Origin of the sequence: Streptomyces angustmyceticus, assembly GCF_040701845.1 — a bacterium.
Classification (GTDB): Bacteria; Actinomycetota; Actinomycetes; order Streptomycetales; family Streptomycetaceae; genus Streptomyces; species Streptomyces angustmyceticus_A.
In genome coordinates this window covers 112,242-134,927 of sequence record NZ_JBFBHQ010000004.1, presented here as the reverse complement: position 1 = coordinate 134,927, position 22,686 = coordinate 112,242, and the positions used below count along the sequence as shown (strand labels likewise).

The window sequence follows — 22,686 nt, the reverse complement described above, 5'->3', positions numbered from 1 at the left end:
CCCGATGTGAATCTGAAGATCCCATTCGTCGAAGGAGTTGATCGCATGGTTACGGATCGCACAGCGCCGGTCGAGACGGCCGCCCTGGCCGCCGAGGTCGAGGGACTGCTCGAACCCGCCGAGGCCGACGGTGTTTTCCGCGATACCCGCGAGTGCGGAGGTGCGCTGCTGCTGGCCGCGCTGCTCCTGATCTCGCCGCCCACCCCCCGGCCCAAGACCGACGTTCGCTGAGCTGAGGGGAAAGCGTTGGCTGAACAGACGCAGGGAGCAGTCCCGCTGAGCGCTGTGATCGCCGATGCCGCAACCGGGGTCGCCCTCGCCCTGCGGGGTGAGGGCGACCCTTATGCGTTGTCGGCCGTTCTGCGGCAGAGCGATGCGCTGGCCCCCGCCGCCATCCGGGTGCTCGGCGCCGATGTCCTCGCGCCCTACGCGATGGACCTTCCCGGGGCGCCCGCCGGCGGCAACGACGCCGAGGTCGTCCACCAGGCACTCACGAGCTTCCCACCGGGAGCGGACGCCTCGGAGGTGTCGGTGTGGACCTACCGGGGCCTGGTCGAGGCCTCGCACACGCTGCTGTCCGCGAGCGCGCGGGACTGGCCGCCACCACCCGATGCCGCGACCGGATGGGTCGATGCCGACCCCTGGCCGAAGCTCTCCCACCGCGTGTCACAGCTCGCGGCGCTCGCGCTGCCCGGGCTGGCGCCCGGTCTCGCCGAGCAGCTGACGGCACGCACCGACGATCTGGCCCGCGGTTTCGTCCGGGCGGTCCGCCGCAGGGACTGGCTCCAGGCCGCCGGCCTGGGCCGCTGGCTGGCCCGGCTGCCCGACGCGCCGGAGAGCCTGGGCCTCGACAGCGGGCTGGCGTTCGTCCGCCACATGGGCGGCGACGACCCACGGGTGACGCTGCACGTCGTGGCGGCCCGGCGATTCTACGGACGGGGTTGGTGACCGGGGGCCGGGGCGACCCCGGGCTGCTGGACTCGATGGTCCACGGCAGCCTGGGGTGGCTGGAGGAGTCGCGCGACTTCTTCCGGCTGCCCCCGAACGTCACCACGGACGCCGACCCCAACCTGACCCTCAAACCGCTGGGCGAACTCGCCGAACTGACCCAGCTCATCGGTGTGCTGCACCCGCGGGACGAGTTCCGGCAGACCGCCCGCGGGCTCTTCGCGTTCGCCTGGAACGAGACCCGCGACGGGGAACTGTTCGCCGAGCTGATCCGCGGGGAGCCGTTCGCCACCTACCCGGTCGAGCTCTACGGGGTGTTCGCCCAGGCCGGGCTGCGGCATGCCGAGGCCGACGCGCTGGTGGACACCACGACCCGGCTGCGCGGCTGGCGGGTGGCCCGCGAGGATCACACCCGCACCCTCGGGGTGCTCAACGCGGAGCGGCGGATCGGGCTGCGCCAGCACGCCGACTCCGGGGCCGTGCTGGCCCTGACCGGCCTCGGCGGGCTGCCCGAGCCGTGGGCGCTGGACCGCAAGGCGGCGTACGGCGTGACCCATGACGTCTTCCACCTCACCGACTGGGGCCGCAACCGGCAGCGGCTCTCCCCCGAGCTCGCCGGCTATCTGCGGCTGTGGCTCCCCTCCTGGCTGGAGAACTGGCTGGAGGAACAGCTGTGGGACCTGGCCGGCGAGCTGCTGGCCGTGACGGCCTGCCTGCCGCAGGCCCCGTACCCCGCACAGGCCTGGCAGCGGCTGGCCGGCGCCCGGGCGGCCGACGGCAGCGTGCCCGAGATCGGCGCCGCGCCGTCGTCCGGCGACCGGGCCGAGGCGTTCACGGCCTGCTACCACTCCACCCTGGTGACCGCGTTCGCCGCCACCCTCGCCCGTATCGCCTCCGACGAGGCCGAGGCCGGACGCCCGGCCGGGGATACGGCGATGGCGGGCGGGCGGACCTCCTGCGAAAGCGAGACTGCCCCGTGACCGTGACGGCCGCATCCCCCGCCTTGCTGCACGGTGTCGGCGACCGGGCCCTGACCTGGCTCGACGACCACCGCGAGCACTTCCGGCTGACCCCCGACGACTTCGCCACCAACGGCGCGGTGGTCGAACGGCTCAAGCCCATCGGGGAGCTGGCGCTCAACATGCGGGTGCTGTTCCGGGAGGGCGTGGCCGGCTCCCGGCAGAAGGAGCGGGCCGGGAAGCTGCTGGACTTCGCCTGGCGGGAGCTGCTGGACGGCGGCAATGTGCTGGCCCGGCTGCAGCACGACGAGCCGCTCTCCCCCGTGCCGCTGGAGGTCTACGCGACCTTCCACGAACTCGGCCACCGCCACCCGGGGCTGGAGGCCGCGCTGGAGGTCTGCCGGCACACCGCCACCTGGACGGCACTGGAGATGATGCCCAACCGGCGGCTCGGCGTGCTCAACGCGGAACGCAAGCTCGGCCTGCCGCCCAGCGGCGACTTCGACCAGGCCGTGGCGCGCACCTGGCTGGGGCAGCTGCCCGAACCGTGGACGGTGCAGCTGCACATCGCCTACGACCTCACCCACACCGTCTTCCACCTCACCAACTGGGGCGAGGCCCCCGAGCGCATCCCGCCGGCCATCGCCGACTACCTCATGCGGTACCTGCCCGCCTGGACGGAGGACTGGGCGGACCTCGAACACTGGGACCTGCTCGGCGAACTCCTCGTCGTCGACGCCTGCCTGCCGCGGCCCACGCTGGACGCGGACCTGTGGGAGCGGTACGCGGCGGCCCAGTCGCCCACCGGCGCGATGCCCATCCAGCGCCGGATGCCGCAGGGCGACCCGGCGCGGGTCTTCGACCTGGTCCACCACCCCACCCTGGTCGCCGCGTTCGCCTCCGCGATGGCCACCTCCCGGGCCCTGTCCGCCGTCGGATGACTGCCGAAAGCCCCGGACCGGCGCTCGGTGACCGCCTCGCGGACGCGGTCACCCTGATCGACGCGCCGGACGTCGTGCTGGCGGTCAGCCGGCGCGGACGGCGGACCGTGATGACCGGTGGCACGGCGCTGGCGCCGCCCACCCCCCGCCATGCGCTGCGCTACGAACTGGGGTCGCTGTCCAAGACCTTCACCGTGCTGCTGCTCGCCGAACTGGCCGGCGCCGGGGTGCTGTCCCTGGACGACCGCCTCGCGGACCGGCTGCCGCGGCTGCCGCTGCCGCACCCGCACTCGCGCCGGATCACCCTGCGGCACCTGGCCACCCACACCTCCGGCCTGCCGCGGATCCCGTCCGACCTGATCGCCGGCGCGCTGGTGCACCCGTACGCCAACGGCTACGCCCGATACGACACCGAGCGGCTGCTGCGCACCTTCGCCCGCACCCGGCCGCGGCACCGTCCCGGCACCCGCTGGCGGTACTCCAACTTCGGGCTGGCGCTGCTCGGCCCGGCCATGTCCGGTGCCGCGGGCGCCGGATACCCCGCCCTGCTCACCGACCGGGTGCTGCGCCCGCTCGGGCTGACGGACACCACGCTGGGCCCCGGCACCACCGGTACCGACGCCATCGGCCACCGGACGAACGGGGTGACGCCGGTGGACAGCGCCGACATGGGCGCCTTCGTCGCCGCCGGGTCGGTCCGCGCCACCCCCGGCGACCTGCTCACCTACCTCGAAGCACACCTCTCCCCCGGCGACACCCCGCTGGCCGGGCCGCTGCGCGAGGTCCAGGTGCCGCTGCTGCGCCGCGGCTGGCGGAAACGCCACACCCACACCCTGACGTGGTATCAGCATCCGGCGCCGCAGGGCCCGTTGCTGTTCCACGTCGGGGCGACCTTCGGCCAGCAGGCGTTCCTCGGCTTCCACCCGGCGACGCGGACCGGGCTGGTCGCCCTGGCCACCCGCCGCGGCCGCTCCTGCCGGATGGTCAGCACCGCCTACGACCTGCTGTACGCACTGGCCGGCGACCGGACCACCTGATCCGGGCGGGACCTCCGCCGGTCACGGGTCGCCCGCCAGGATCCGGGCCAGCGAGGTCCCCGGCCGCTCCTCGCTGGCCCGGCGGAAGAGGTCCGCGTACGCCTCGTCGCCGATCGCCGCGCGGGCCCGCCGCTCGCACTCCTCGCGCACCGCCCGCAGCTCGGGGGTGCCGCGCTGCGGGTGCCCGACGGTCCGCCAGAGGGCCTGGCCGCTGCCGTAGACACGGGCGGCGGCCGCGCCGTGGCCCTGGGCCGCCACCGCGGCCGCGAGCAGGTCCAGGCCGAGCGCGATCCCGAACTTGTCGCCGATGCCCTGTTTGGCCGCGAGCATCGCCCGGGCGTGGCCCGCCGACTCCTCCGGCCGGCCCTGGAGCAGCGAGATCAGCGAGAGCTGGTAGTCGACATAGGAGCGGGCCCAGTGTTCGCCGCGCTGCACACACCCCCGGCGCAGCGCGCTCGCCTCGGCGCGGGCCTCGGCGAGCCGGCCCAGACCGGTGAGCGCGAAGAGCTGTACGAGGTGGCAGCGCAGCCGGGCCGGAGAGCCGAAGGGGGCGGGCGGCGGGGGGCCGAGCACCTCTTCCGCGACGGTGTGCGCGGACAGCGGACGGCCGGCCATCAGGTGGGTGAGGCCGATGAGGTAGCCCGCCTGGAGCACCGCCTCCGCGTCGTCCAGCGCCCGGGCGGCGTGTGCGCACTCCACTCCCAGGGCGTCGGCCAGTGCCAGGTCGCCCTGGAGGAGCACGGCGACGCCGAGCGCCCACAGCGCGCGGGTGCGGGCCGGGCCCGGGGCCTGGTGGGCGGCCAGGGCGCGGGCGAGATACTCCCTGGCCTCGTGGAGGTGGCCGCAGCAGCTCCAGAAGAAGCCGACGGCGGCGCCGAGTTCCTGGGCCCGTTCCGGGTCGGTGGCCAGGAGGTGGTCCAGTGCGGTGCACAGGTCGACGTGGGCCTCGGCGACCCTGCCGTACCAGCCGACCTGTTCGGGGCCGAGCCAGCCGCGTTCGGCGCGACGGCCGAAGGAGGCGAAGTGCGCGGCGTGCCGGTCCGCGAGCGCCCTCGTCTCGTCGAGTTCGGCCAGCCACATCCGGCCGTACTCGCGCAGGGTGTCGAGCATGCGGTAGCGGGGGCCCTCGCGGGTGAGCACCGACTTGGCGGCCAGGGCGTCCAGGGTGCGGCGCACGCCCTGCGCGGTGAGCGGGCCGCCCGCGCACACGGCGCCGGCGGACTCCTCGTCGAAGGTGCCGCGGAAGACGGACAGCCGGGCCCACAGCAGCCGTTCCAGCGGGGTGCACAGCTCATGGCTCCAGCCGATGGCGCAGCGCAGCGTGCGGTGCCGCGGCGGCCGTCCGGGACCGTCGCCGTCGAGGGTGTCGAAGCGGGAGGAGAGCCGCTCGGCGATCCGCTCGACGGAGGTGTGCGCCAGCTGGGCGCCGGCCAGCTCCAGTGCCAGGGGGATGCCTTCGAGGCGGCGGCAGATGGCGGCGGCGGCCGCCGCGTGCGGTGCGGCGGTGAGCGGGAGGCCGGGGGCGGCGGCCCTGGCCCGTGCGGTGAACAGGGCCAGGGCGTCGTTGTCGCCGGTGCAGGGCAGCGGGCCGATCTCGGTGGTCCACTCGCCGACGAGGCCCAGCGGCTGTCTGCTGGTGACCAGCACGGTCACGCCGGGGGCGGCGGTCAGCAGGTCCCCCAGCAGGTCGCGGCAGGCGTCGACGAGGTGTTCGCAGGAGTCCAGGACCAGCAGCAGCCGCTTGCCGGCGAGCCCTTCGCACAGCACCGCCACCGGCGTCCGCGCCGTGTGGTCGGCCAGTCCGACGGCGTCGCAGACGCTGGCCACCAGCCGGCCCGCGCCGTGCAGGGGCCACAGGTCCGCCCAGCAGACCCCGTCGGGAAACCGCTCCGCCGCCGCGCGTGCGGCCCGCATCGCGATCCGGGTCTTGCCCACACCGCCGGGGCCGGTCAGCGTGATCAGCCGATGCACCGTCAACTCGTCGTCGATCCGGCGCAGTTCGGTGCGCCGGCCGATGAAGCTGGTCGGCTCCTCGGGAATGTTGCTCAACACCGGCCCAGTGTGCCCCAGTCGCGGCCCCGGCAGGAGCCCCGTGCGGCGGGCCGGGGCACGAGGTTGACGGCCGGCCTCGTCAGGGTGTGACGACGGGGAAGGTGGGGTCCGGCGTACGGACGAGGCCCAGCAGCCGGTCCAGCGCCGCGGTCTCCCCGTGCTGTACGGCGTCGCCGGGACCGTGGCCGGCGAGCAGGCCGAGCAGCTGGGGCTTGGTGAGGGTGAGCGTGAGGTCCGGGGCGCGGGCACCGGAGGCTGTCGGGGCGCCGGGCGAGCTGAGGTGGGTGAGGGCCCCGTGGGAGAGCGTCAGGTGCCAGGTCCGGTCCTCGTCGGGGAGGTGGAGGTCGAGGGTGAGCGCGGTGGACCAGGCACGGGGGCCGTCGATGCGGATGGCGAGCGAGTCGAGGAGCTGGTCGACGGTCAGCGCCAGGGCCAGGTCGGGGTCGGCGGTGTGGGTGCGGGCCTCGGCGAGGGTGCCGCGCAGCTCCATGGCGCCGGTGAGGTAGAAGTTCCGCCAGGTGCCGTTCTCGCAGCCGTGGCCCAGCCGTTCGTAGACGAAGGCGAGTTCGCGCCGGGCGCGGAGGTTGTGGGGGTCGGCGAAGACGGCGTGGTTGAGCAGGGTGGCCGCGAACCGCAGATCGCCCTCGGCGGCGTACCGCTTGCCCGCGTCGACCGTGGCCTCCACGCCGCCCATGGTGTCGACATAGCGTCGGGACTGCTCGGCCGGCGGGTGTTCCCACAGGTGGGCGGGGTTGCCGTCGAACCAGCCCAGGTAGCGCTGGTAGATCGCCTTGACGTTGTGGCCGAGCGAGCCGTAGTAGCCGTGGAGGGCCGGGTCCCGCTCCAGGGCGGGCGGCAGCCGGAGTGTCTCGGCGATCTCGGGGGCGGTGTGTCCCTCGTTGAGCAGCCGCACCGTCTGGTCGTGCAGGTAGGCGTAGAGGTCGCGCTGGCGGGCGAGGAGGGTCCGGACGCGGTCCTTGCCCCAGGTGGGCCAGTGGTGGGAGGCGAAGGCGACCTCCGCCTCGTCGCCGAAGAGGGCGAGCGCCTCGCCGAGGTAGCGCGACCAGGCACGGGCGTCGCGGACGGGCGCGCCGTGCAGCGGCAGGACGGCGTGCATGGTGTGGGTGGCGTTCTCGGCCAGGCAGAGGGCCTCGTGCGCCGGGAGGCAGAAGTTCATCTCGGCGGGTGCCTCGGTGCCCGGGGTGAGCTGGAAGACCATGCGTACGCCGTCGACGATCTCCTCCTGGCCGGTGCGGGTGATGTCCACGGTCGGCGGGATGAGGGTCATGGTGCCGGTGGAGCGGGTGGTGCCCAGGCCGCAGCCGATCTGGCCGTCGGGGCCCTTGGGGAGCTGCGTTCCGTACATGTAGACGGAGCGGCGGGTCATGGCGGTCCCGGCGTAGGCCTCCTCGCGGACCGCGTGGCGCAGGAAGCCGGCCGGCGCGAGCACCGGGACGGGGTGGTGGTCGTGCGGCAGGACGCCCCGCCCGCCGCCGAAGTGCTCACCGTGCGAGTGGGTGTAGATCAGGCCGGTGACCGGCCGGTCGCCGCGGTACTTGCGGTAGAGCTCCAGGGCCGCGGCGGCGGTCTCGGCGCAGGCGAGCGGATCGATGACGACGACGCCGTGGTCGCCCTCGACCAGCGTCATGTTGGAGAGGTCCAGGCCACGTGCCTGGTAGATCCCGTCGGTGACCTCGTACAGGCCCTGCCTGCTCACCAGCCGGCCGTGCCGCCACAGGCCCTCGTGCGCGGTGTCGGGGCAGTTTCCGGCCAGGAAGCGGTAGGCCTCGGCGTCCCAGATGACCCGGCCGTCGTCCGCGGTGACCTGGGGCGGGTCGAGCGCGGCGATGAAGCCACGGTCGGCGTCGGCGAAGTCCTGATGGTCATCCACGGGTGCAGCGGTCACGGGACGCTCCCTCTCCGGGGCGGGCCACAGTCGACGGACCCATGCCACCGATTTAACCGAAGATGGGCGGTTATCGCATGCCTGCGGGCACCCGCCGCAGCGGGCTGCGCGATGCGGCGCTCCGGCCCGGCTCGTCGCGGCGTCGAAGTCGGCCGAGCGGTCCGGCCGTTCGGCCGTTCGGCCGGGCGGCCGGAGAAGTCCGCGGCGAGGACCGCGGCAGAGGCGACCCGGCCGCAGCACGGCGCCTCTCCCTTCGGCGGCGTTACGGGCGGGGCCGGGCCGGGCACAACATTGCCGATGACGCTGCCGCCCCGCGCCTCCGGTCAAGCGACCCCGACCTGAGGCGATCACCGGGACAGCGCCCCGCCCGCCCTCGCCCTGCCGCTCCGGCGCGGTCGTCGGCACGACCGGAGGAGGGACGACGCTGACCCCGTACGACGAGCACCCGTTCGGCGAGCTCGCCGAGCGCTACCGGCTCCGCACCGGCCCGGACGCCCGCGCCCGCACCGCGGCGGCGGACCACCCGGCCCGCTTACGCCCGCACCACCGCGGCCTCGCCTGGCTGGCGCCGGCCGCCGCGGTGGGCAGCCTGGCCGCCGGCATCGCCCTGGCCCACGGGCTCCTGCTCGCGGGCGGACTGGTGCTGGCCGGGTTGTGGGGCCATCTGGTCGCGGACGGCCGCGGCCCGCGCGGCTAGCCGGCACCCTTCGCACAGCCGCCGACCGGCTTGCCTCCTTGGGCGGCAAGCGGCCGGCGGCTGTCACCCGCTTCGCGGGAGAGCGCGTCAGGTACCGCGGCGGCTCTTCGAGGCCGCGGCGACGCACATGGCACCCAGCAGGAACGTCAGGGCGCCGATGACGACGTTGTTCCAGATGACGCCGGCGTCCGGGCTGCTGCCGACGATCCACGGCGAGATGATCATCCATACGCCGATCGCGCACATCGCACCGCTCAGGCCGTACATCCGCTCGGGGGTCACGGTGAACCCGACCGCCAGGAGAGCGATCGCAATACCGAGGATGAGGTTGTGCGTCACGAGTGCCGGCTGTGCGGCCGTGAAGTGGAGGATCCACGGCGAGACGGCGCAGTACAGACCGACCAGCAACACCGGCCCGTCGACGAGTACCACGTCACGCCCGCCGAGCACCCGCTCGTACCGAGCCTGCATCTCAGAAGCATCGGGGTGACCTGCGAGATCTCCCCTGTGGTGTGAGACGTCGGCCATGCGACTCGCCTCCTTGACTCGCGGTCTGGCCGTTCCGCGTGGCATCGAGCCGCGCACTTTTATTCTGCGCTTATGTCGCCTTTATGTGTAGATGAAGTGGCAAGCGAATTTTGCCGGACACCCGCCGCACCGCCGTCACCTGCGGCCCGGCGCCCGCCCCAGGCCCAGATTCCAGCGCCCGCCGCGGCCGCTCAGCTCGGTCACGGTCAGCGGCGGCACATCCAGCCGCCAGAACGCCTCCACCGGCACCCCCAGGGCACAGACCGCCGCCGCCCGTACGACATCCGGCTCGACCACGGCCACCACCCGGCCCGCGTCCCGGGCCATCCGTGTCAGCCAGTCCTCGACCCGGTCGCGGAGCTGCCGCAGCGACTCCCCGCCGTGCCCCGCGAAGTCCGGGTCCGAGAGCCAGGCGGACACCGCGAGCGGCTCGGCATCGGCGACCTCCGCCAGGGTCCGGCCGCGCCAGCCGCCCATCGCACAGCCCGCCAGCTCCCGCGCGGGGCGCGCCGGCAGCCCGAGCTCCGCGGCCGTGGTCCGGCACCGGACGGAGGGCGAGGCGAAGGTCCGGTCGGCGGCCGGGAGCGTGCCGACCGCGTCCCGTACGCGGCGCAGCCCGGCCTCGCCCAGCGGCCCGTCGTCGTCGAAGCGCACCTCGCGCTGGGCGTCGCCCGCGGCCGGTGAGACCAACATCACCCGAGTCGTCATAGCCTCTTCTTCCACCCTTCACCGGCACCGGCAACCCCGTACCCGCGCAAGGGAGTTGTCCGGCCCACGCGCCCTGTCCTGCGCCTCTCCGCCCCCTTCGCGGCCTTGGCCCGGGGATCGGTTCGCGGTACCTTCCCGATGATATTGACGATGACATGACGGAAGCCGGTGGGATCCCGGCGCGGTCGCGCCACTGTATGTCCGGTTTACACCAGCCCAGCAGGGCCGGAACCGGGCGAGCCAGACCCGACATGTCGTTACGCACTCCAACGACCAGGGACGCGAGTTCCCCGCACAGGAGGTTCCGCCATGGCCCAGACCATCGCACCCCCGGCCACCGGCGCCGTCACCCCGGCCCCGCTCCCCCTCAAGACCCTTGCCCCGTGGGCGCTCTTCGTCGGCGTCCTGATGCTCGTTCTGCTGTACTTCATCGGCGCGGAGCAGGGCGCCACCTCCGTGCTCTCGGGCACGGACGTCCACGAGTGGGTCCACGACGGGCGCCACCTGCTCGGCTTCCCCTGCCACTGATCGGACGGCGCTCCCATGAACTCCGTCACCATCAGAAACCTCCTGGTGCGCGGGATGCTCGCCGGCCTGGCCGCCGGTGTCCTGGCCCTCGTGGTCGCCTATCTGCTGGGCGAACCGCAGGTGAACGCCGCCATCGCGTTCGAGGAGGCACACAGCCACGAGCACGAGATGGAGGTCGTCAGCCGCGGTGTGCAGTCCACGGCGGGCCTGGCCACCGGCGTGCTCGTCTACGGCGTGGCGCTGGGCGGCATCGCCGCCCTCGCCTTCTGCTTCGCCCTCGGGCGGATCGGCAGGTTCGGTGCCCGCGCCACGGCCGCGCTGCTCTCCGGAGCGGCGCTGCTGGCCGTCTACCTCGTACCGTTCCTGAAGTACCCGGCCAACCCGCCGTCCGTCGGTGACCCCGACACCATCGGCAAGCGCACCGCCCTGTACTTCCTGATGATGCTGCTCGGCATCCTGCTGGCCGTCGCCGCCACGATCCTCGGCCGGCGGCTGGCTCCGAAGCTGGGCAACTGGTACGCCACGGTCGCGGCCGTCGCCTCGTTCGCGGTCGCCATCGGCCTCGCCTACGCGTTCCTGCCGGCGATCAACGAGGTGCCGCACGGCTTCTCGGCCACGCTGCTCTGGCAGTTCCGGCTGTCGGCGATCGCCATCCAACTGGTGCTGTGGACCTCCTTCGGGCTGGTCTTCGGTCACCTCGCGGAGCGGGTCGTCCCGACCCGGTCCCCGGCCACCGCGGCCGGGGCGGCACCCGCCGCCTCCTGACCCCGGCGCCCACGAAGGAGGGCTCGCGACGTCCGGCGCCGCGAGCCCTCCTCGGGTTTTCCGGGCGGCCGCCCCCGCGGTGCGTCCCGCCGCGTCAGGACAGACCGTGGATGCCGTCCAGATGCGGCAGGTCGTGGTCGAGGCGCTCCCGTTTGGCGCGGAGGTAGCGGATGTTCTCCGCACGGGGTGTCATCAGCAGCGGGACCTGTTCGGCGACGGCGATGCCGTGCCGCACCAGCGCCTCGCGCTTGCGCGGGTTGTTCGAGAGCAGCCGCACGGACCGGACGCCGAGGTCCAGCAGCATCTCCGCGGCCACGGTGTAGTCACGGGCGTCGACGGGCAGCCCGAGCGCGATGTTCGCCTCGACCGTGTCCAGCCCGCCCTCCTGCAGCTTCATCGCCCGGAGCTTGGCCAGCAGGCCGATCCCCCGGCCCTCATGGCCCTGGAGATAGACGAGAATGCCGCGCCCTTCCGCCACGATCGCGCGCAGTGCGGCGGACAATTGATCGCCGCATTCACAGTGGGTGGAGGAGAAGACATCGCCGGTGAGGCATTCCGAATGCACCCGGGTCAGCACCGGCTCTCCCACGACATCGCCGTGGACCAGAGCCACTTGCTCGATCCCGGTACGGCGGTCCAGATAGCCGACGGCGAGAAATTCACCGTATGTGGTGGGCAGCCTGGCCGTCACCACCTGTTCCACGCCCGGTTTGTGACCGAGGGCATCATCGATTGCGACACGGAGGTCGGTGCGCACGTCGTCGTCGGGGTCCATCATGGCGCGATCGTACCCGCGAGGGGAATGGATCGGCGGGACTCGCTCAGAACACAACAAGTATGCTGCGAGAACCATGACTCGGTGAGTCAGCGACGAAAGGCCGCAGCACACGATGACCCCTTCGGGACACCCGACTCCGGCGCCCGGCCTGCTGCCGGCGGACACCACCGAGGACGTCCGGGCACGGCGGCCGACGATGGCCGTGCTGCCCATCGGCAGCTTCGAACAACATGGCGCTTTCCTGCCGTTGACCACCGATACCGTCATCGCCTGCACCATCGCCCGGGAGGTGGCAGCCGGCCGTCCCGTCCAGGTGCTGCCGCCGCTGACCGTGTCCTGTTCGCACGAACACGCCGACTGGCCGGGCACCGTCAGCATTTCGGCGCGCACGCTGCACACGGTGGTCACGGACATCGCCGATTCGCTCCGCAGGTCCGGTATCGGCACCCTGATTCTGGTGAACGGACACGGCGGAAATTACGTGCTGCGCAATGTCGTTCAGGAATCCGCGGGGAGCGGTGTGCGGATGGCGCTCTTCCCCGGATCGGCCGACTGGGACGCGGCGCGCAGCCGGGCCGGGGTGCAGACGTCCGGACACACCGATATGCATGCGGGAGAGGCCGAGACGTCCATTCTGCTGTATGCCCATCCCGAATTGGTCAAGGAAGGCTACGAATCGTCGGATTGGGTCGCCGATGACCGGAAGCAGCTGCTGACGCTCGGCATGTCGGCGTATACCGAATCCGGGGTCATCGGGCGTCCTTCGCTGGCGTCCGCCCGGAAGGGGAAGGAATTGCTGGCCGGCCTGGCCGAGGCATTCGACGAGTATGCCGCGCTGTTCGGCGCGGGAACGGAAGCCCATGACTGAGGTGCTCGACGCGGCGGCCGCCTGGGAGCGGCTGCGGACGATCCGTACGCCGGACCAGGCGCGGGCCGCCGGGATGGTGGCCGACGGGGACGGCGGACTGCGGTGGGCGGGGCCCGCCACGCCGGAGGCGGTGGAGCTCGCGGCCCGCTATCTGCCGCTGTGCCTGGCCGGGCCCCGGGCGGCGTTCGCGCAGCTCGGGCAGAGCCTGGACGGCTTCATCGCGACCCGTACCGGTGACGCCGACTATGTCACCGGGGCGGAGGACCGCTGCCATCTGCACCGGCTGCGGGCGCTGGCCGATGCGGTGGTCGTCGGGGCCGGCACCGCCGTGGCGGACGACCCGCGGCTGACCGTACGGGCCTGCACGGGCGACAGTCCGGTGCGGGTGGTGCTCGATCCGCGGGGCCGGGTGCCGCTGCACAGCGGGGTGTTCACCGACGGTGCCGCGCCGACGCTGTGGGTGGTGGGACCGGACGTCACCGCCGCCCCCCGCGGCAGCCATGGCAGCCACGTCGACGTGCTGGTGCTGCCGCACGCGGCCGCCGCCGCTCCGCCGCGCCTGCTGGCGGCGCTGGCGCGGCGCGGGCTGGGCCGGGTGCTGGTCGAAGGGGGCGGGGTCACCGTGTCGCGGTTCCTGCAGGAGCGGGCGCTGCACCGGCTCTATGTCACCGTCGCACCGGTGCTGCTCGGCGACGGCGTCCCCGGCCTGCGCTTCCCCGGTACGCCGGTGATGCGGGAGGCGCTACGCCCGCCGCTGCGACGCGCCCTGCTCGGCGAGGACACGCTCTTCGAACTCGAACTGCGGGCGTTCGGTGCGCCGTTCGGCGGACCGGCGGACGACCAGCACCCCGGCGCCCGGGAGGCTCGCGACGAAGGCGAGCACGCCGTAGACCACGGCGGTGGTGAGTCCCTGCGCCGCGCCTAGCCCGGCGGCGCCGAACGCCCAGGCGGCGGCGCCCTCCCGGGGGCCCCAGCCGCCGACGTTCAGCGGCAGCGCCATCGCGAGCAGCGCCAGCACCACCAGCGGCACCAGTTCGGCCGTCGGCGCGTCGGCCCCCGCGACCCGGGCGGCCAGCACGAACATCCCGAGGTAGCCCGCCAGGACCACCACGGAGGAGAGCGCGACACCGGGCCAGACGCCGCGGGCCAGCAGGCCCTGGCGGGCCTCGGTCAGCACGGTGCGCAGGGCGCGTTCGGCGCGCGAGGCGCCCCGCCGCCGGCGCAGCAGGACCGCGCCCGCCGCCAGCAGCACGCCCGCCGCGGCCGCGGTCAGGGCGACGGCGGGCGAGGTGAGGAAGCGGGTGACCGGCGCCAGCACGGGCGAGGGGCGGACGAGCAGCACCACCGTCCCGGCGACGAGCAGCACGAGTTGGCCCGCGGTGCGCTCCAGGACCACCGCCCGCACACCCCGGCCGAGGTCACCGGAGTGCCGGCCGTGGTGCACGGCGCGGTGCACATCGCCCAGGACGCCACCGGGCAGCGCCGCGTTCAAGAACAGCGCCCGGTAGTAGTCGGCGACGGCCCCGCCCAGGGGCAGCCGCAGCCCGAGGCCGCGGGCCACCAGGCACCACCGCCAGGCGCTGAACACCGTGGTGAGCGCGCCGATGGCGAGGGCGGCCAGCAGCGTGCCGGCGTCGATCCGGCGCAGGCCGTCCAGGAAGGCGGCGGAGCCCAGATGCCCCACCAGCGCCACCAGGATGGCCAGTCCCGCGAGCAGCCTGAGCCACGCCGCCCAGCGGGACCGGTTCATCCCGCGCTCCCGGACGCGGGCCCGGGCAGCGCCAGCAGATCCGTGTGGTGCACCGCGACCGACAGTTCCCCGGCCGCGCACTCCTCCAGCCGTCGGCGCAGGTAGGCCACCGCCTCCGGGGCCAGCTCCGGCCGCTGGGCGTGCGCGGCGCCGACCCAGCCGCGCAGCCATTCGGCGGTCAGCGCCGATTCCGCACAGTCGAGCCGCCAGGCGCTGGGCCGCACCACCACGGTCGCGCCGCGCCGCTCGAACGCCTCGACCGCCGCGGCGATGGCATCCGGCCCGAGCAGCTCGCGGCCCTGGTCCGTGCGCCGCTGATGGTCGTTGAAGGCGTCGGCGATCTCGGTGTCGAGCGGATCGGACGGGGTCAGTTCGACGCGTCCGGCGACGGAGAGCGCCAGCAGCACCGGGCAGCCGGCGTCCACGCAGGCCTCGGCGAGCGCCTCGATCTCGTCGCGGGTGAGCAGATCGAGCAGCGCCGAGGCGGTCACCAGGGAGGTGCCGGCGAGGTCGTCGGCGGTGAGGGCGGCCAGGTCGCCGCGCCGGGTGCTGGCGTCAACGGGCGTGCCGTCGGCGGCGGTCACCGGCATCCGGGCGCCGGCGTGCGCGAGCAGCAGGGGGTCGAGGTCGTGGAGGACCCAGTGCTGGGGGCCCGGCAGCCGGACGGCGAGCCAGCGCCCCATCGAGCCGGTACCGCACCCGAGATCGCGGATCACCAGGCCGCCGGTGCCCCCGGGCGGTCCCGCGGGTCTCCGCGCGGCCATCCACTCCAGCAGCGGATGCAGTAGTTCGGGTGCGCGGGCGGCGGCATCGGCGCGCTCGCGCAACTCCAGCCACCGCGGGGCGAATCGGGGCCTGTCGGTCACGTTCACCGTATGCTCCGGATCTCGTTCCGAAGCCGTTCCAGCGCTCCGGCCAGACTGTGCGACGTCATCTCCCACCCCTCCAGCATGGCACGCCGTGCGCGTGCGGCATTCTTCAACCCGTCCCGCAGTTGCGGGTCTTCCAGCCAGTCGCGCAGCGCCCCGGCGACGGCCGACGGCCGGCCGGGCGGGACGAGCAGCCCGGGCACCGTGCCGTCGGGGGCCCGGCCGACCGCCTCCGGCACCCCGTCGACCTCCGTCGCCAGCACCGGGATCCCGCGGGCCAGCGCCTCGGTGACGACCATGCCGTAGGTCTCCGCGTACGAGGTGAGGACCAGCAGGTCGGCGGCGGCGTAGCGGGCCGCCAGGTCCGCGCCGGCCCGCGGTCCGGTGAGGGCGACCCGGTCGTCGAGCCCGGACTTCGCGATGCTGTGCCGCAGTTGGGCGACGTACCGCGGGTCGCGGTCGAGCCCGCCGACGCAGGCGCAGCTCCAGGGCAGCTCGGTGACGGTGGCGAGGGCGTCCACCAGGAGGTGCTGGCCCTTGCGCGGGGTGACCGCCGCGACGCACAGCAGTCCGGAGGCGCCGTCGGTGCCCGGCGCGAGGGGCGCGGCATCGGCTCCCGGCCGGGCGACGTGGACCCGTTCCGCGTCCAGTCCGTGGTGGGCGACGAGTCTGCGGGCGGCCCACCCGCTGGTGGCCACGACGGCCCCCGCGGCGTGCAGGGTGCGGCGTTCGCGGGCGTCCAGCTCCGCCGCCAGGGCGGGGTCGAGTCCGGTCTCGTCGGCCAGTGGCAGATGGACGAGGACGGCGAGCCGCAGCCGTGCCGCCTCGGGGACCAGGACCTCGGGGACGCCGCAGGCGACGAGGCCGTCCAGGAGGACCACGGCGCCGTCCGGCAGCGCCGTCAGGTACCGCACCAGCCCGGCGCTGGCCGCGGCGTCCGGCTGCGGCCAGCTGCCAGCCGCGGCGTGCGGGCGCACCTGCCAGCCGGCGGCCGGGAGGTCGCGGCACACCCGGCGGTCGTAGGTGTTGCCGCCGCTGGGGACCGCCGGATCGTCGACGTCACCGGGGAGGACGAAGTGCACCACACGCTCCGCCTCCGCGGTGGCGCCGGTGGAGGTCACAGGGTGCGCTCGTACGTCGCCCAGGCGATGTGCGACTCGTGCAGGGTGACCGAGATCCCCGCCAGCTCGCGGGCGCCCGCACCGAAGTTGCCCGCCTCGATGCGGTCGGCGAGCCGGTCGGCGATGACCTTCGCCAGGGCCTCCGTCGAGGTGTTGATGCCGGCGAAGGCGGGCTCGTCGTCGAGGTTGCGGTAGTTCAGCTCCCCGATCACGGCGCCGAGTTCCTGGGTGGCCAGGCCGATGTCCACGACGATGTTGTCGTCGTCCAGCTCGGCGCGGCGGAAGGTGGCGTCCACGATGAAGGTCGCGCCGTGCAGACGCTGCGCGGGTCCGAAGACCGCGCCCCGGAAGCTGTGGGCGACCATGAGGTGATCGCGGACGGTGATGCTGAACAAGGCCGTTCCTCCGGTGTGATGTCGGTCTCATGCGGGGTGTCGTGGGGCGGCGGATTCCGGTCGGTCCGCCGGGGGTTGTCAGCCGTCCTCGGGCCCGTAGCGGATGCGGTGGCACAGCGCCGGGAGGTCACCGGAGGCGAGGCGGGGCAGCACCTGCGGCAGGTCCTCGAAGTCCGACTCGCCGGTGATCAGCGCGTCGAAGGCGGGGTCGGCGAGCAGGTCGAGGGCGACGGCGAGCCGGTCGGCGAAGGTGCGGCGGGGCCGGGCCGGGGAGACCGCGCCCACCTGGCTGCTGCGCACGACCAGTCTGCGGGAGTGGAAGGCCTCCCCCAGCGGCAGGCTGACCTGCCGGTCTCCGTACCAGCTCAGCTCGATCACGGTGCCTTCCGGGGCGAGCAGTTCGAGCGAGCGGGTCAGCCCCTGCTCGGTGGCGCTGGCGTGCACGACCAGGTCGCAGTCGCCCAGCGCGTCGGCGGGCAGCGCGAAGTCCACCCCCAGCGCCCGGGCCGTGGCGGCGCGCACGGGGTCGGCGTCGACCAACTGCACCCGGACCCCGGGGAAGCGGGCCAGGACCGCGGCGACACTGCAGCCGACCATCCCGGCACCGACCACCGCGATCCGGTCGCCGACCAGCGGCGCGGCGTCCCACAGGGCGTTCACCGCGGTCTCGACCGTGCCCGCCAGCACGGCACGCGTGGCGGGGACGGTGTCCGGTACCGGGGTGACGGCGCTCGCCGGGACGACGAAGCGGGTCTGGTGCGGATACAGGCAGAAGACCGTACGGCCCAGCAGGTCGTGCGGCCCCTCCTCGACGACGCCAACATTGAGGTAGCCGTACTTGACCGGCGCGGGGAAGGCGCCTTCCTGGAACGGCGCCCGCATCACGGTGTGCTGGCTCTCGGGGACGCCGCCACGGAAGACCAGGGTCTCCGTTCCGCGGCTCACCCCGGAGCAGATCGTGCGCACCAGAACCTCGTCGGCGGCGGGCTCCGGAAGGGGCACCGTCCGGAGCTCGCCCTGACCTGGAGCGCTTAGCCAAAAGGCACAAGCGACGCGCGGCATCGGGATCCTCCTGGACGCTACGGCGATGGTTCATCGATGCTGGAGATCATCAGGACGCCGTCACCCTACGCGGCGCCCTTCGACTCCGCTACACATCCCGGGAGGCAGGGTGGCCGTACAAGAGCGCTACGACACAAGGCCGTTCGGACCGGACATCACGGCCGGCATGGGTGTCCAGCTGCTGCTGCTCGAAGTGCTGTGCCGGGTGGGCGGTCTGGGCACCGTGGGCTGGTTCACGGGGTGCCTGTTCGCCGTGGTCACCTGGGCGGTGCTCACCGTCGCGCTGCGCCGGACATGGACCACGTCGTTCGGTCCGGCCAATCGCGTCACACTGGCCCGCACCATCCTCGTCGGCGGGGTGACCGCGCTGGTCGCGGACTCCTTCGACCGGCGGACACCGGTTGTGGTGCTGGTCACGTTCGCCGCCGTGGCACTGGCCCTGGACGCGGTCGACGGTCAGGTGGCCCGGCGCACCGGAACGTCGACGTCACTGGGGGCGCGCTTCGACATGGAGGTCGACGCCTTCTTGATCCTGGTGCTCTGTGTCCATGTCGCGATCCCGCTGGGTGCCTGGGTGCTGAGCATCGGCCTCATGCGGTACCTCTTCGTCGCGGCGTCCTGGGTGCTGCCGTGGCTGCGCGGCGCCCTGCCGCACAGCATGGCCCGCAAGACCGTGGCGGCGCTGCAGGGCGTCGTGCTGGTCGCGGCCGGTACGGGAATCCTGCCGCGGCCCTCGGCGGTCGCCGCGGTGGCCGTGGCGCTGGGGCTCCTGGTGTGGTCCTTCGGACGTGATGTCGCCTGGCTGTGGCGGACCGGGGCCGCGGCGGGCGTCCCGCCCGTGGCCGGCATCGGCGGCCCGCCCCTCGCCGGCGTCCGTGTCACGTCCCGGCGTGCCGGCCCAGATAGATGACGAGCGCCAGGAAGACCAGCAGCAGTTGGGTCACGAGGATGGAGAGCAGCACCTGCCGCCACGGGCTGCGCCGTGGGGCGCGGCGGGTGAGCCGGACCGACCCGGGCAGTTGCGCCAGCCGGGTCCCGGGGCGCACCGCGGTGGTACGGGACCGCCGGACGCCGCAGCGCGGCGAGGTGCGGGGGCGGGCGGTGCTCTCCGGGCAGGCCCGGCCGTGTCCGCGGGCGGTGCGCAGCGGGCCCCGCCCAGGGGGGCGCCCCCGGCAGGGGCGTACGGTGCCCCGCCCGGAGGCCATGGGTATGCAGGTGCGTGAGCGGACCGCCCGCCAGGGCGGCGGTCCCTTGCGCCTCGGTGTTCCGGACATCCGCGTCACCCTTTCCCGGTGGTGAGGGAGCGGGCCTGTCCCGGGCGGCCGGCGTGCGCGCGGTGCGGCGGGCGGATCACGTGACCGCCCCCACCCCGTCGGCCGCCGGCACCGCGCCGGCCTCGGCCTGCCGCAGCTCGGCCAGGAGCGCGTGCTGCCCGGCGAGCACCTCGGCCAGGACCCGGCGGGCGGCGCGCAGCAGCTCCGCGACGTCACCGCCGGCCAGTTCGTAGACGACGGTGGAGCCGCTGCGGGTGGCTGTCACGATGCCGGCGCGGCGCAGCACCGCCAGCTGCTGGGAGAGCGCGGACGGCTCCACCTCGATCGCGGAGAGCAGTCCCCGTACGGGCATCGGCCCGCTCTGGAGCAGTTCCAGCACCCTGATGCGGACCGGATGACCCAGCATCCGGAAGAATTCGGCCTTGGCCTGACACAGCGGAACCCAGGCGCCGTTCACCTCCCCGCCTCGCTTCCGGGACCGGGCGCGGACCGCTCCGCGCGCACCCGTTTCCGTACCGATCCGGCGAAACCGCCCACGCATGTCCTCCGCGTTCAGGCCGACCGGCCGTCGCGTCATCTGTTGAATTGCGGAATTCTGCAACTGTAGACGACGGGGGCGGGCGACTTGAATGGGTGGGCCGGACAAACCGGGGGCAGGCGCGGCGCGGACGGCCCGGCGACCCGCTCCGGCCGCCCACCGGCGCGCCGTCCCGCCGCCCGGCCGGGCCCGTGGCGCGGCCGTCTCGCGAACTCCCCCGCGAAGGGGGCCGAGTTGCCGCACCGTCACCCGCACCGGAAGGCCCGGCCCCGCACCGCCCCCGGGCCCGCGGCCGGGAACGCCGCCGCGCCCCGCGGGTATCCGCTGGCACTCCCCCGCCTCCCAACCTCATAGTGACGCCCATGACTTCCCTGATACGTCACTTCACGGTCGACTGCACCGACGCCTATCGCCTGGCCTGCTTCTGGGCCGAGGTGCTGGACGGCACGACGGCCGAGGACGACCTGCCGGGCGACCCGGAGGCCACGGTCACCTCCGCGAGCGGGACCCTGCTGTTCGTCACGGTGCCCGACGCCAAGGCCGGGAAGAACCGGGTGCACCTCGATCTGCAGCCGCAGGACCGCGGCCGGGACGAGGAGGTGGAGCGGCTGCTGGCGCTCGGCGCGACCCTGGTGGCCGACCACCGCCGGGCCGACGGAACCGGGTGGGCGACGCTGGCCGACATCGAGGGCAACGAGTTCTGCGTGGAGCGCAGCGCGGCCGAGCGGGCGGGCTGATCCTGCGGGCGTCAGCCCTGTGCGGACCGGGCCGCCTCGACGCGCTCCCGTGCCTCGGCGAGGTCCTCGTCGGTCGGGGCGTCGTCCTGGCTGAGCCGGCGGCGCCAGTACCCGCTGAAGTCGATCTGCCGTTTGCCGACACCGCGCTCCTCGACCAGATGGCGCCGCAGCGCCCGTACCGTGCCCGCCTCGCCGGCCAGCCACGCGAAGACCCGGCCCGGCGGGAAGGCGAGGGCGCGCACGGCCGCAGGCAGGGCGTCAGGGTGCCCGGCTCCGGGGCCGGTTCGGTGCACCCACCGCACGGTGAGGTCCGCCCGGGTGGCGAGGTGCTGTTCCTCGGCGGCGTCCGCCACCTCGACGCAGACCAGGGCGCGGGCGCCGGCGGGCAGCGTTTCGAGGAGGGAGCCGATGGCCGGCAGCGCGGTCTCGTCGCCGGCCAGCAGCAGCCAGTCGGCGCTGTCGAGGGGCAGCGGCCTGGCGTACTCGGGTGACGGGCCGTAGCGGGCGAGGGTGTCGCCGACGGCGGCGGAGGCGGCCCACCGGGTGGCCGGCCCGGCCGTCGCCGGGTCCGTGCCGTGCAGCACGAAGTCGATGCTGATCCGCTGCCGCACGGGGTCGTAGGAGCGCACGGTGTAGCTGCGCATCCACGGCCGTTCGTCCTCGGGAAGGGCGAGGAACGCCTGGTACCAGCCCATCGCATCCCCGTCGGGGACCCCCTCGGGCAGCCGGGGCACCGCCTGGCCCGGGCGGGGGAAGCACAGCTTGAGCTGCTGGTCGGGCCAGGTGGGGAGAGCGTCGAGGCCCTCCCCGGCGAAGGTGACGCGGACCATGTGCGGGGTGAGGCGCCGGACCTCGGTGACCTGGATGAGCGCGACGGGAACGGCCGCCATCGGATCCTCCGTGAGGCAGAAGGGGGTTCGGGCAGAAGCTGACGCGATGACACCTGGGGCGGGGTGCGCGGCCGACGCGCCGTCAGCGCATCGAAGGTGCCGCAGGACCTTGCTATCTTTACGCCGTAAAGAGTTCGCTCGGCGACGTTACTTTATGCCGTAAGGAGTGGCAAGTGGTCGTATTCGCGGGCCAGGGCGACGCCCGCCGTTCGATGGCCCTGCTGTGGCGCGCGGAAGGCGCCGCGCCCCCGCGCGCACCACGGGGGTCGGGGCCCAGACCGGCGCTGAGCGTGGCGGCGATCATCGAGGCAGGGGTGGCGATCGCGGACGCCGACGGCATGGCGGCGCTGTCCATGCGCGCGGTCGGCGAGCGTCTGGGGCGCACGGCGATGGCGCTCTACACCTACGTCCCCGGCAAGAGCGAGCTGGTGGACCTGATGCACGACCACGTACTGGCCGAACTGCCCGCCGACTACGACCTCGCACCGGGCTGGCGGGCCGCGCTGACGTCCTGGGCCGAGGACACCTGGGACTTCTCGCTCCGCCACCCCTGGGTCCTCCAGGTCTCCCAGGCGCGGCCGGTGCTCGGCCCGCACGAGTACCGCTCCCTGGAGACACTGCTGCGCGTGCTGTACGCGACCGGGCTGGACTCCGCGGCGCTGCGGCGGATCGTCGGGACCCTGTTCCACTGCGTCCGCGGCGCCGCGCGGACGGTCGCGGAGTCGCGGCTGGCCGCGGCGTCGACGGGGGTGTCCGACGAGGAGTGGTGGCAGGCCCGCTCCGGCATGCTGACCGAGATGGTCCCCGACTTCGCGGAGCGCTTCCCGCTCCTGGTCCGGCTCGAGACCGAGGGCGCCGCGCCGGAGCCGGACGAGGCGGTGCCCTACCTGGAGCGCGAGGCGCGGGCCACCTTCGAGGCCGGCCTCGCCGTGATCCTCGACGGCATCGAGGCGGCGGTCCGGCGCGGCCGCTGAGCGGGGGTGGCAACGCCCGTTCGGCCGTCGCCACCCGGGGCCGTTGGGGTGATCCCGCGCACTCGGCGCCCCGAACGGGTGTCGTCGGCCGGTCCTGGCGCGTTGGTCTTCCGTGACCGTTTCCCGCGTCCGTCCGTGGTTCCTGCCGACCAGCCTCGCGGCGTTCCTGACCGAGGTGTGGCCGGACGAAACGGCTGACGCCCCGTCGGAAGCCGGGCCCGATGCTCCGTCCGGCACCCCGCCCGATACCCGGTCAGGTGATACCCCTCCGGGCGCCCGCCGGCCGTGCACCGAAGCGCCCCGCGCCACCGGTGAGGGCCCCGCTGACCGGCCCTGATAGGCGGTCCGGTGCGAGGCGGGG

Annotated in this window: 24 protein-coding genes and 1 pseudogene; 12 read left to right on the top strand and 13 right to left on the bottom strand. The window is 74.1% G+C overall.

Going from position 1 to position 22,686, the window contains the following annotated elements; genetic code table 11:
- Positions 1 to 45 precede the first annotated feature (45 nt).
- The 5 genes from AB0411_RS11505 to AB0411_RS11485 are packed head-to-tail and all read left to right on the top strand — an operon-like array spanning position 46 to position 3,885.
- Entirely contained in the window at positions 46 to 231 is a 186-nt protein-coding gene (locus tag AB0411_RS11505; protein ID WP_018091704.1) for a hypothetical protein, read from the top strand.
- A gap of 15 nt (positions 232 to 246) precedes the next feature.
- Positions 247 to 948 carry a hypothetical protein gene (locus tag AB0411_RS11500; RefSeq protein ID WP_366417048.1) on the top strand — a complete coding sequence of 234 codons (702 nt, stop codon included), beginning with the start codon at positions 247 to 249 and terminating at the stop codon, positions 946 to 948.
- The gene (locus tag AB0411_RS11495; RefSeq protein ID WP_366417047.1) at positions 945 to 1,928 is read left to right on the top strand and encodes a DUF6895 family protein; all 984 of its coding nucleotides are present in this window, start codon (positions 945 to 947) and stop codon (positions 1,926 to 1,928) included. Before AB0411_RS11500 ends, AB0411_RS11495 begins: the two co-directional genes overlap by 4 nt.
- Complete coding sequence (locus tag AB0411_RS11490; RefSeq protein ID WP_366417046.1) at positions 1,925 to 2,848, top strand: DUF6895 family protein; 924 nt, start codon at positions 1,925 to 1,927, stop codon at positions 2,846 to 2,848. The genes AB0411_RS11495 and AB0411_RS11490 overlap by 4 nt, the downstream gene beginning before the upstream one ends.
- A complete protein-coding gene (locus AB0411_RS11485) occupies positions 2,845 to 3,885 on the top strand; it encodes a serine hydrolase domain-containing protein (RefSeq protein ID WP_366417045.1) in 1,041 nt (346 codons plus the stop codon). The genes AB0411_RS11490 and AB0411_RS11485 overlap by 4 nt, the downstream gene beginning before the upstream one ends.
- 21 nt (positions 3,886 to 3,906) lie before the next feature.
- On the opposite strand, the gene AB0411_RS11480 is transcribed toward AB0411_RS11485, so the two are convergent.
- The 4 genes from AB0411_RS11480 to AB0411_RS11465 form a co-directional block, all read right to left on the bottom strand.
- The gene (locus tag AB0411_RS11480; protein WP_366417044.1) at positions 3,907 to 5,937 is read right to left on the bottom strand and encodes an ATP-binding protein; all 2,031 of its coding nucleotides are present in this window, start codon (positions 5,935 to 5,937) and stop codon (positions 3,907 to 3,909) included.
- 79 nt (positions 5,938 to 6,016) lie between these two features.
- Positions 6,017 to 7,843: an alkyl/aryl-sulfatase gene (locus AB0411_RS11475; RefSeq protein WP_366417043.1), complete on the bottom strand. Its 1,827-nt coding sequence runs from the start codon at positions 7,841 to 7,843 to the stop codon at positions 6,017 to 6,019.
- Positions 7,844 to 8,627: 784 nt separating this feature from the next.
- Positions 8,628 to 9,068, bottom strand: a complete 441-nt coding sequence (locus tag AB0411_RS11470) for an SPW repeat protein (RefSeq protein WP_086719010.1) — start codon at positions 9,066 to 9,068, stop codon at positions 8,628 to 8,630.
- A 135-nt stretch (positions 9,069 to 9,203) separates the two neighbouring features.
- Positions 9,204 to 9,776 carry a histidine phosphatase family protein gene (locus tag AB0411_RS11465; RefSeq protein WP_366417042.1) on the bottom strand — a complete coding sequence of 191 codons (573 nt, stop codon included), beginning with the start codon at positions 9,774 to 9,776 and terminating at the stop codon, positions 9,204 to 9,206.
- Between the two features lie 309 nt (positions 9,777 to 10,085).
- Here AB0411_RS11465 and AB0411_RS11460 point away from each other — a divergent pair, with 309 nt between their 5' ends.
- On the top strand, positions 10,086 to 10,304 hold the full coding sequence (locus AB0411_RS11460) for a CbtB domain-containing protein (protein WP_152104518.1): 219 nt from the start codon (positions 10,086 to 10,088) through the stop codon (positions 10,302 to 10,304).
- A gap of 15 nt (positions 10,305 to 10,319) precedes the next feature.
- On the top strand, positions 10,320 to 11,069 hold the full coding sequence (locus AB0411_RS11455; RefSeq protein ID WP_366417041.1) for a CbtA family protein: 750 nt from the start codon (positions 10,320 to 10,322) through the stop codon (positions 11,067 to 11,069).
- A gap of 94 nt (positions 11,070 to 11,163) precedes the next feature.
- Here the strand turns inward: AB0411_RS11455 and ribA are convergent, their stop codons facing one another.
- Positions 11,164 to 11,847, bottom strand: coding sequence for a GTP cyclohydrolase II (gene ribA, locus AB0411_RS11450; protein WP_366417040.1), 684 nt, complete (start codon positions 11,845 to 11,847; stop codon positions 11,164 to 11,166).
- 112 nt (positions 11,848 to 11,959) lie between these two features.
- Here ribA and AB0411_RS11445 point away from each other — a divergent pair, with 112 nt between their 5' ends.
- Together AB0411_RS11445 and AB0411_RS11440 are read left to right on the top strand one after the other, a co-directional pair.
- Positions 11,960 to 12,715, top strand: coding sequence for a creatininase family protein (locus AB0411_RS11445; protein ID WP_366417039.1), 756 nt, complete (start codon positions 11,960 to 11,962; stop codon positions 12,713 to 12,715).
- A pseudogene (locus tag AB0411_RS11440) lies at positions 12,675 to 13,355 on the top strand (RibD family protein); the annotation flags it as partial. The gene AB0411_RS11445 and the pseudogene AB0411_RS11440, both read left to right, overlap by 41 nt.
- A gap of 102 nt (positions 13,356 to 13,457) precedes the next feature.
- Here the strand turns inward: AB0411_RS11440 and AB0411_RS11435 are convergent.
- The 5 genes from AB0411_RS11435 to AB0411_RS11415 form a co-directional block, all read right to left on the bottom strand.
- Positions 13,458 to 14,465, bottom strand: a complete 1,008-nt coding sequence (locus AB0411_RS11435; protein WP_366417038.1) for a lysylphosphatidylglycerol synthase transmembrane domain-containing protein — start codon at positions 14,463 to 14,465, stop codon at positions 13,458 to 13,460.
- On the bottom strand, positions 14,462 to 15,337 hold the full coding sequence (locus AB0411_RS11430; protein ID WP_366417037.1) for a class I SAM-dependent methyltransferase: 876 nt from the start codon (positions 15,335 to 15,337) through the stop codon (positions 14,462 to 14,464). The genes AB0411_RS11435 and AB0411_RS11430 overlap by 4 nt, the downstream gene beginning before the upstream one ends.
- A complete protein-coding gene (locus AB0411_RS11425; RefSeq protein WP_366417036.1) occupies positions 15,334 to 16,455 on the bottom strand; it encodes a glycosyltransferase family 4 protein in 1,122 nt (373 codons plus the stop codon). Before AB0411_RS11425 ends, AB0411_RS11430 begins: the two co-directional genes overlap by 4 nt.
- Positions 16,452 to 16,850, bottom strand: coding sequence for a 6-pyruvoyl trahydropterin synthase family protein (locus AB0411_RS11420; protein WP_366417035.1), 399 nt, complete (start codon positions 16,848 to 16,850; stop codon positions 16,452 to 16,454). The genes AB0411_RS11425 and AB0411_RS11420 overlap by 4 nt, the downstream gene beginning before the upstream one ends.
- Before the next feature lie 78 nt (positions 16,851 to 16,928).
- A complete protein-coding gene (locus AB0411_RS11415) occupies positions 16,929 to 17,912 on the bottom strand; it encodes a zinc-dependent alcohol dehydrogenase (protein ID WP_366417034.1) in 984 nt (327 codons plus the stop codon).
- A gap of 109 nt (positions 17,913 to 18,021) precedes the next feature.
- Here AB0411_RS11415 and AB0411_RS11410 point away from each other — a divergent pair, with 109 nt between their 5' ends.
- Positions 18,022 to 18,822, top strand: a complete 801-nt coding sequence (locus AB0411_RS11410; protein ID WP_403148181.1) for a CDP-alcohol phosphatidyltransferase family protein — start codon at positions 18,022 to 18,024, stop codon at positions 18,820 to 18,822.
- On the opposite strand, the gene AB0411_RS11405 is transcribed toward AB0411_RS11410, so the two are convergent.
- Together AB0411_RS11405 and AB0411_RS11400 are read right to left on the bottom strand one after the other, a co-directional pair.
- Positions 18,791 to 19,117 carry a hypothetical protein gene (locus tag AB0411_RS11405; RefSeq protein ID WP_366417033.1) on the bottom strand — a complete coding sequence of 109 codons (327 nt, stop codon included), beginning with the start codon at positions 19,115 to 19,117 and terminating at the stop codon, positions 18,791 to 18,793. The two genes, AB0411_RS11410 and AB0411_RS11405, sit on opposite strands and share 32 nt — an antisense overlap.
- 145 nt (positions 19,118 to 19,262) lie before the next feature.
- Positions 19,263 to 19,643 (bottom strand): ArsR/SmtB family transcription factor, encoded by a 381-nt coding sequence (locus AB0411_RS11400; RefSeq protein WP_366417032.1) that lies wholly within the window; start codon positions 19,641 to 19,643, stop codon positions 19,263 to 19,265.
- A 443-nt stretch (positions 19,644 to 20,086) separates the two neighbouring features.
- Between AB0411_RS11400 and AB0411_RS11395 the strand changes: the two genes are divergently transcribed.
- A complete protein-coding gene (locus tag AB0411_RS11395; protein ID WP_366417031.1) occupies positions 20,087 to 20,461 on the top strand; it encodes a VOC family protein in 375 nt (124 codons plus the stop codon).
- A gap of 11 nt (positions 20,462 to 20,472) precedes the next feature.
- On the opposite strand, the gene AB0411_RS11390 is transcribed toward AB0411_RS11395, so the two are convergent.
- Entirely contained in the window at positions 20,473 to 21,351 is an 879-nt protein-coding gene (locus AB0411_RS11390; protein WP_366417030.1) for a siderophore-interacting protein, read from the bottom strand.
- A gap of 173 nt (positions 21,352 to 21,524) precedes the next feature.
- On the opposite strand from AB0411_RS11390, the gene AB0411_RS11385 reads away from it, so the two are divergent.
- The gene (locus AB0411_RS11385; protein ID WP_366417029.1) at positions 21,525 to 22,325 is read left to right on the top strand and encodes a TetR/AcrR family transcriptional regulator; all 801 of its coding nucleotides are present in this window, start codon (positions 21,525 to 21,527) and stop codon (positions 22,323 to 22,325) included.
- Positions 22,326 to 22,686: the final 361 nt, after the last annotated feature.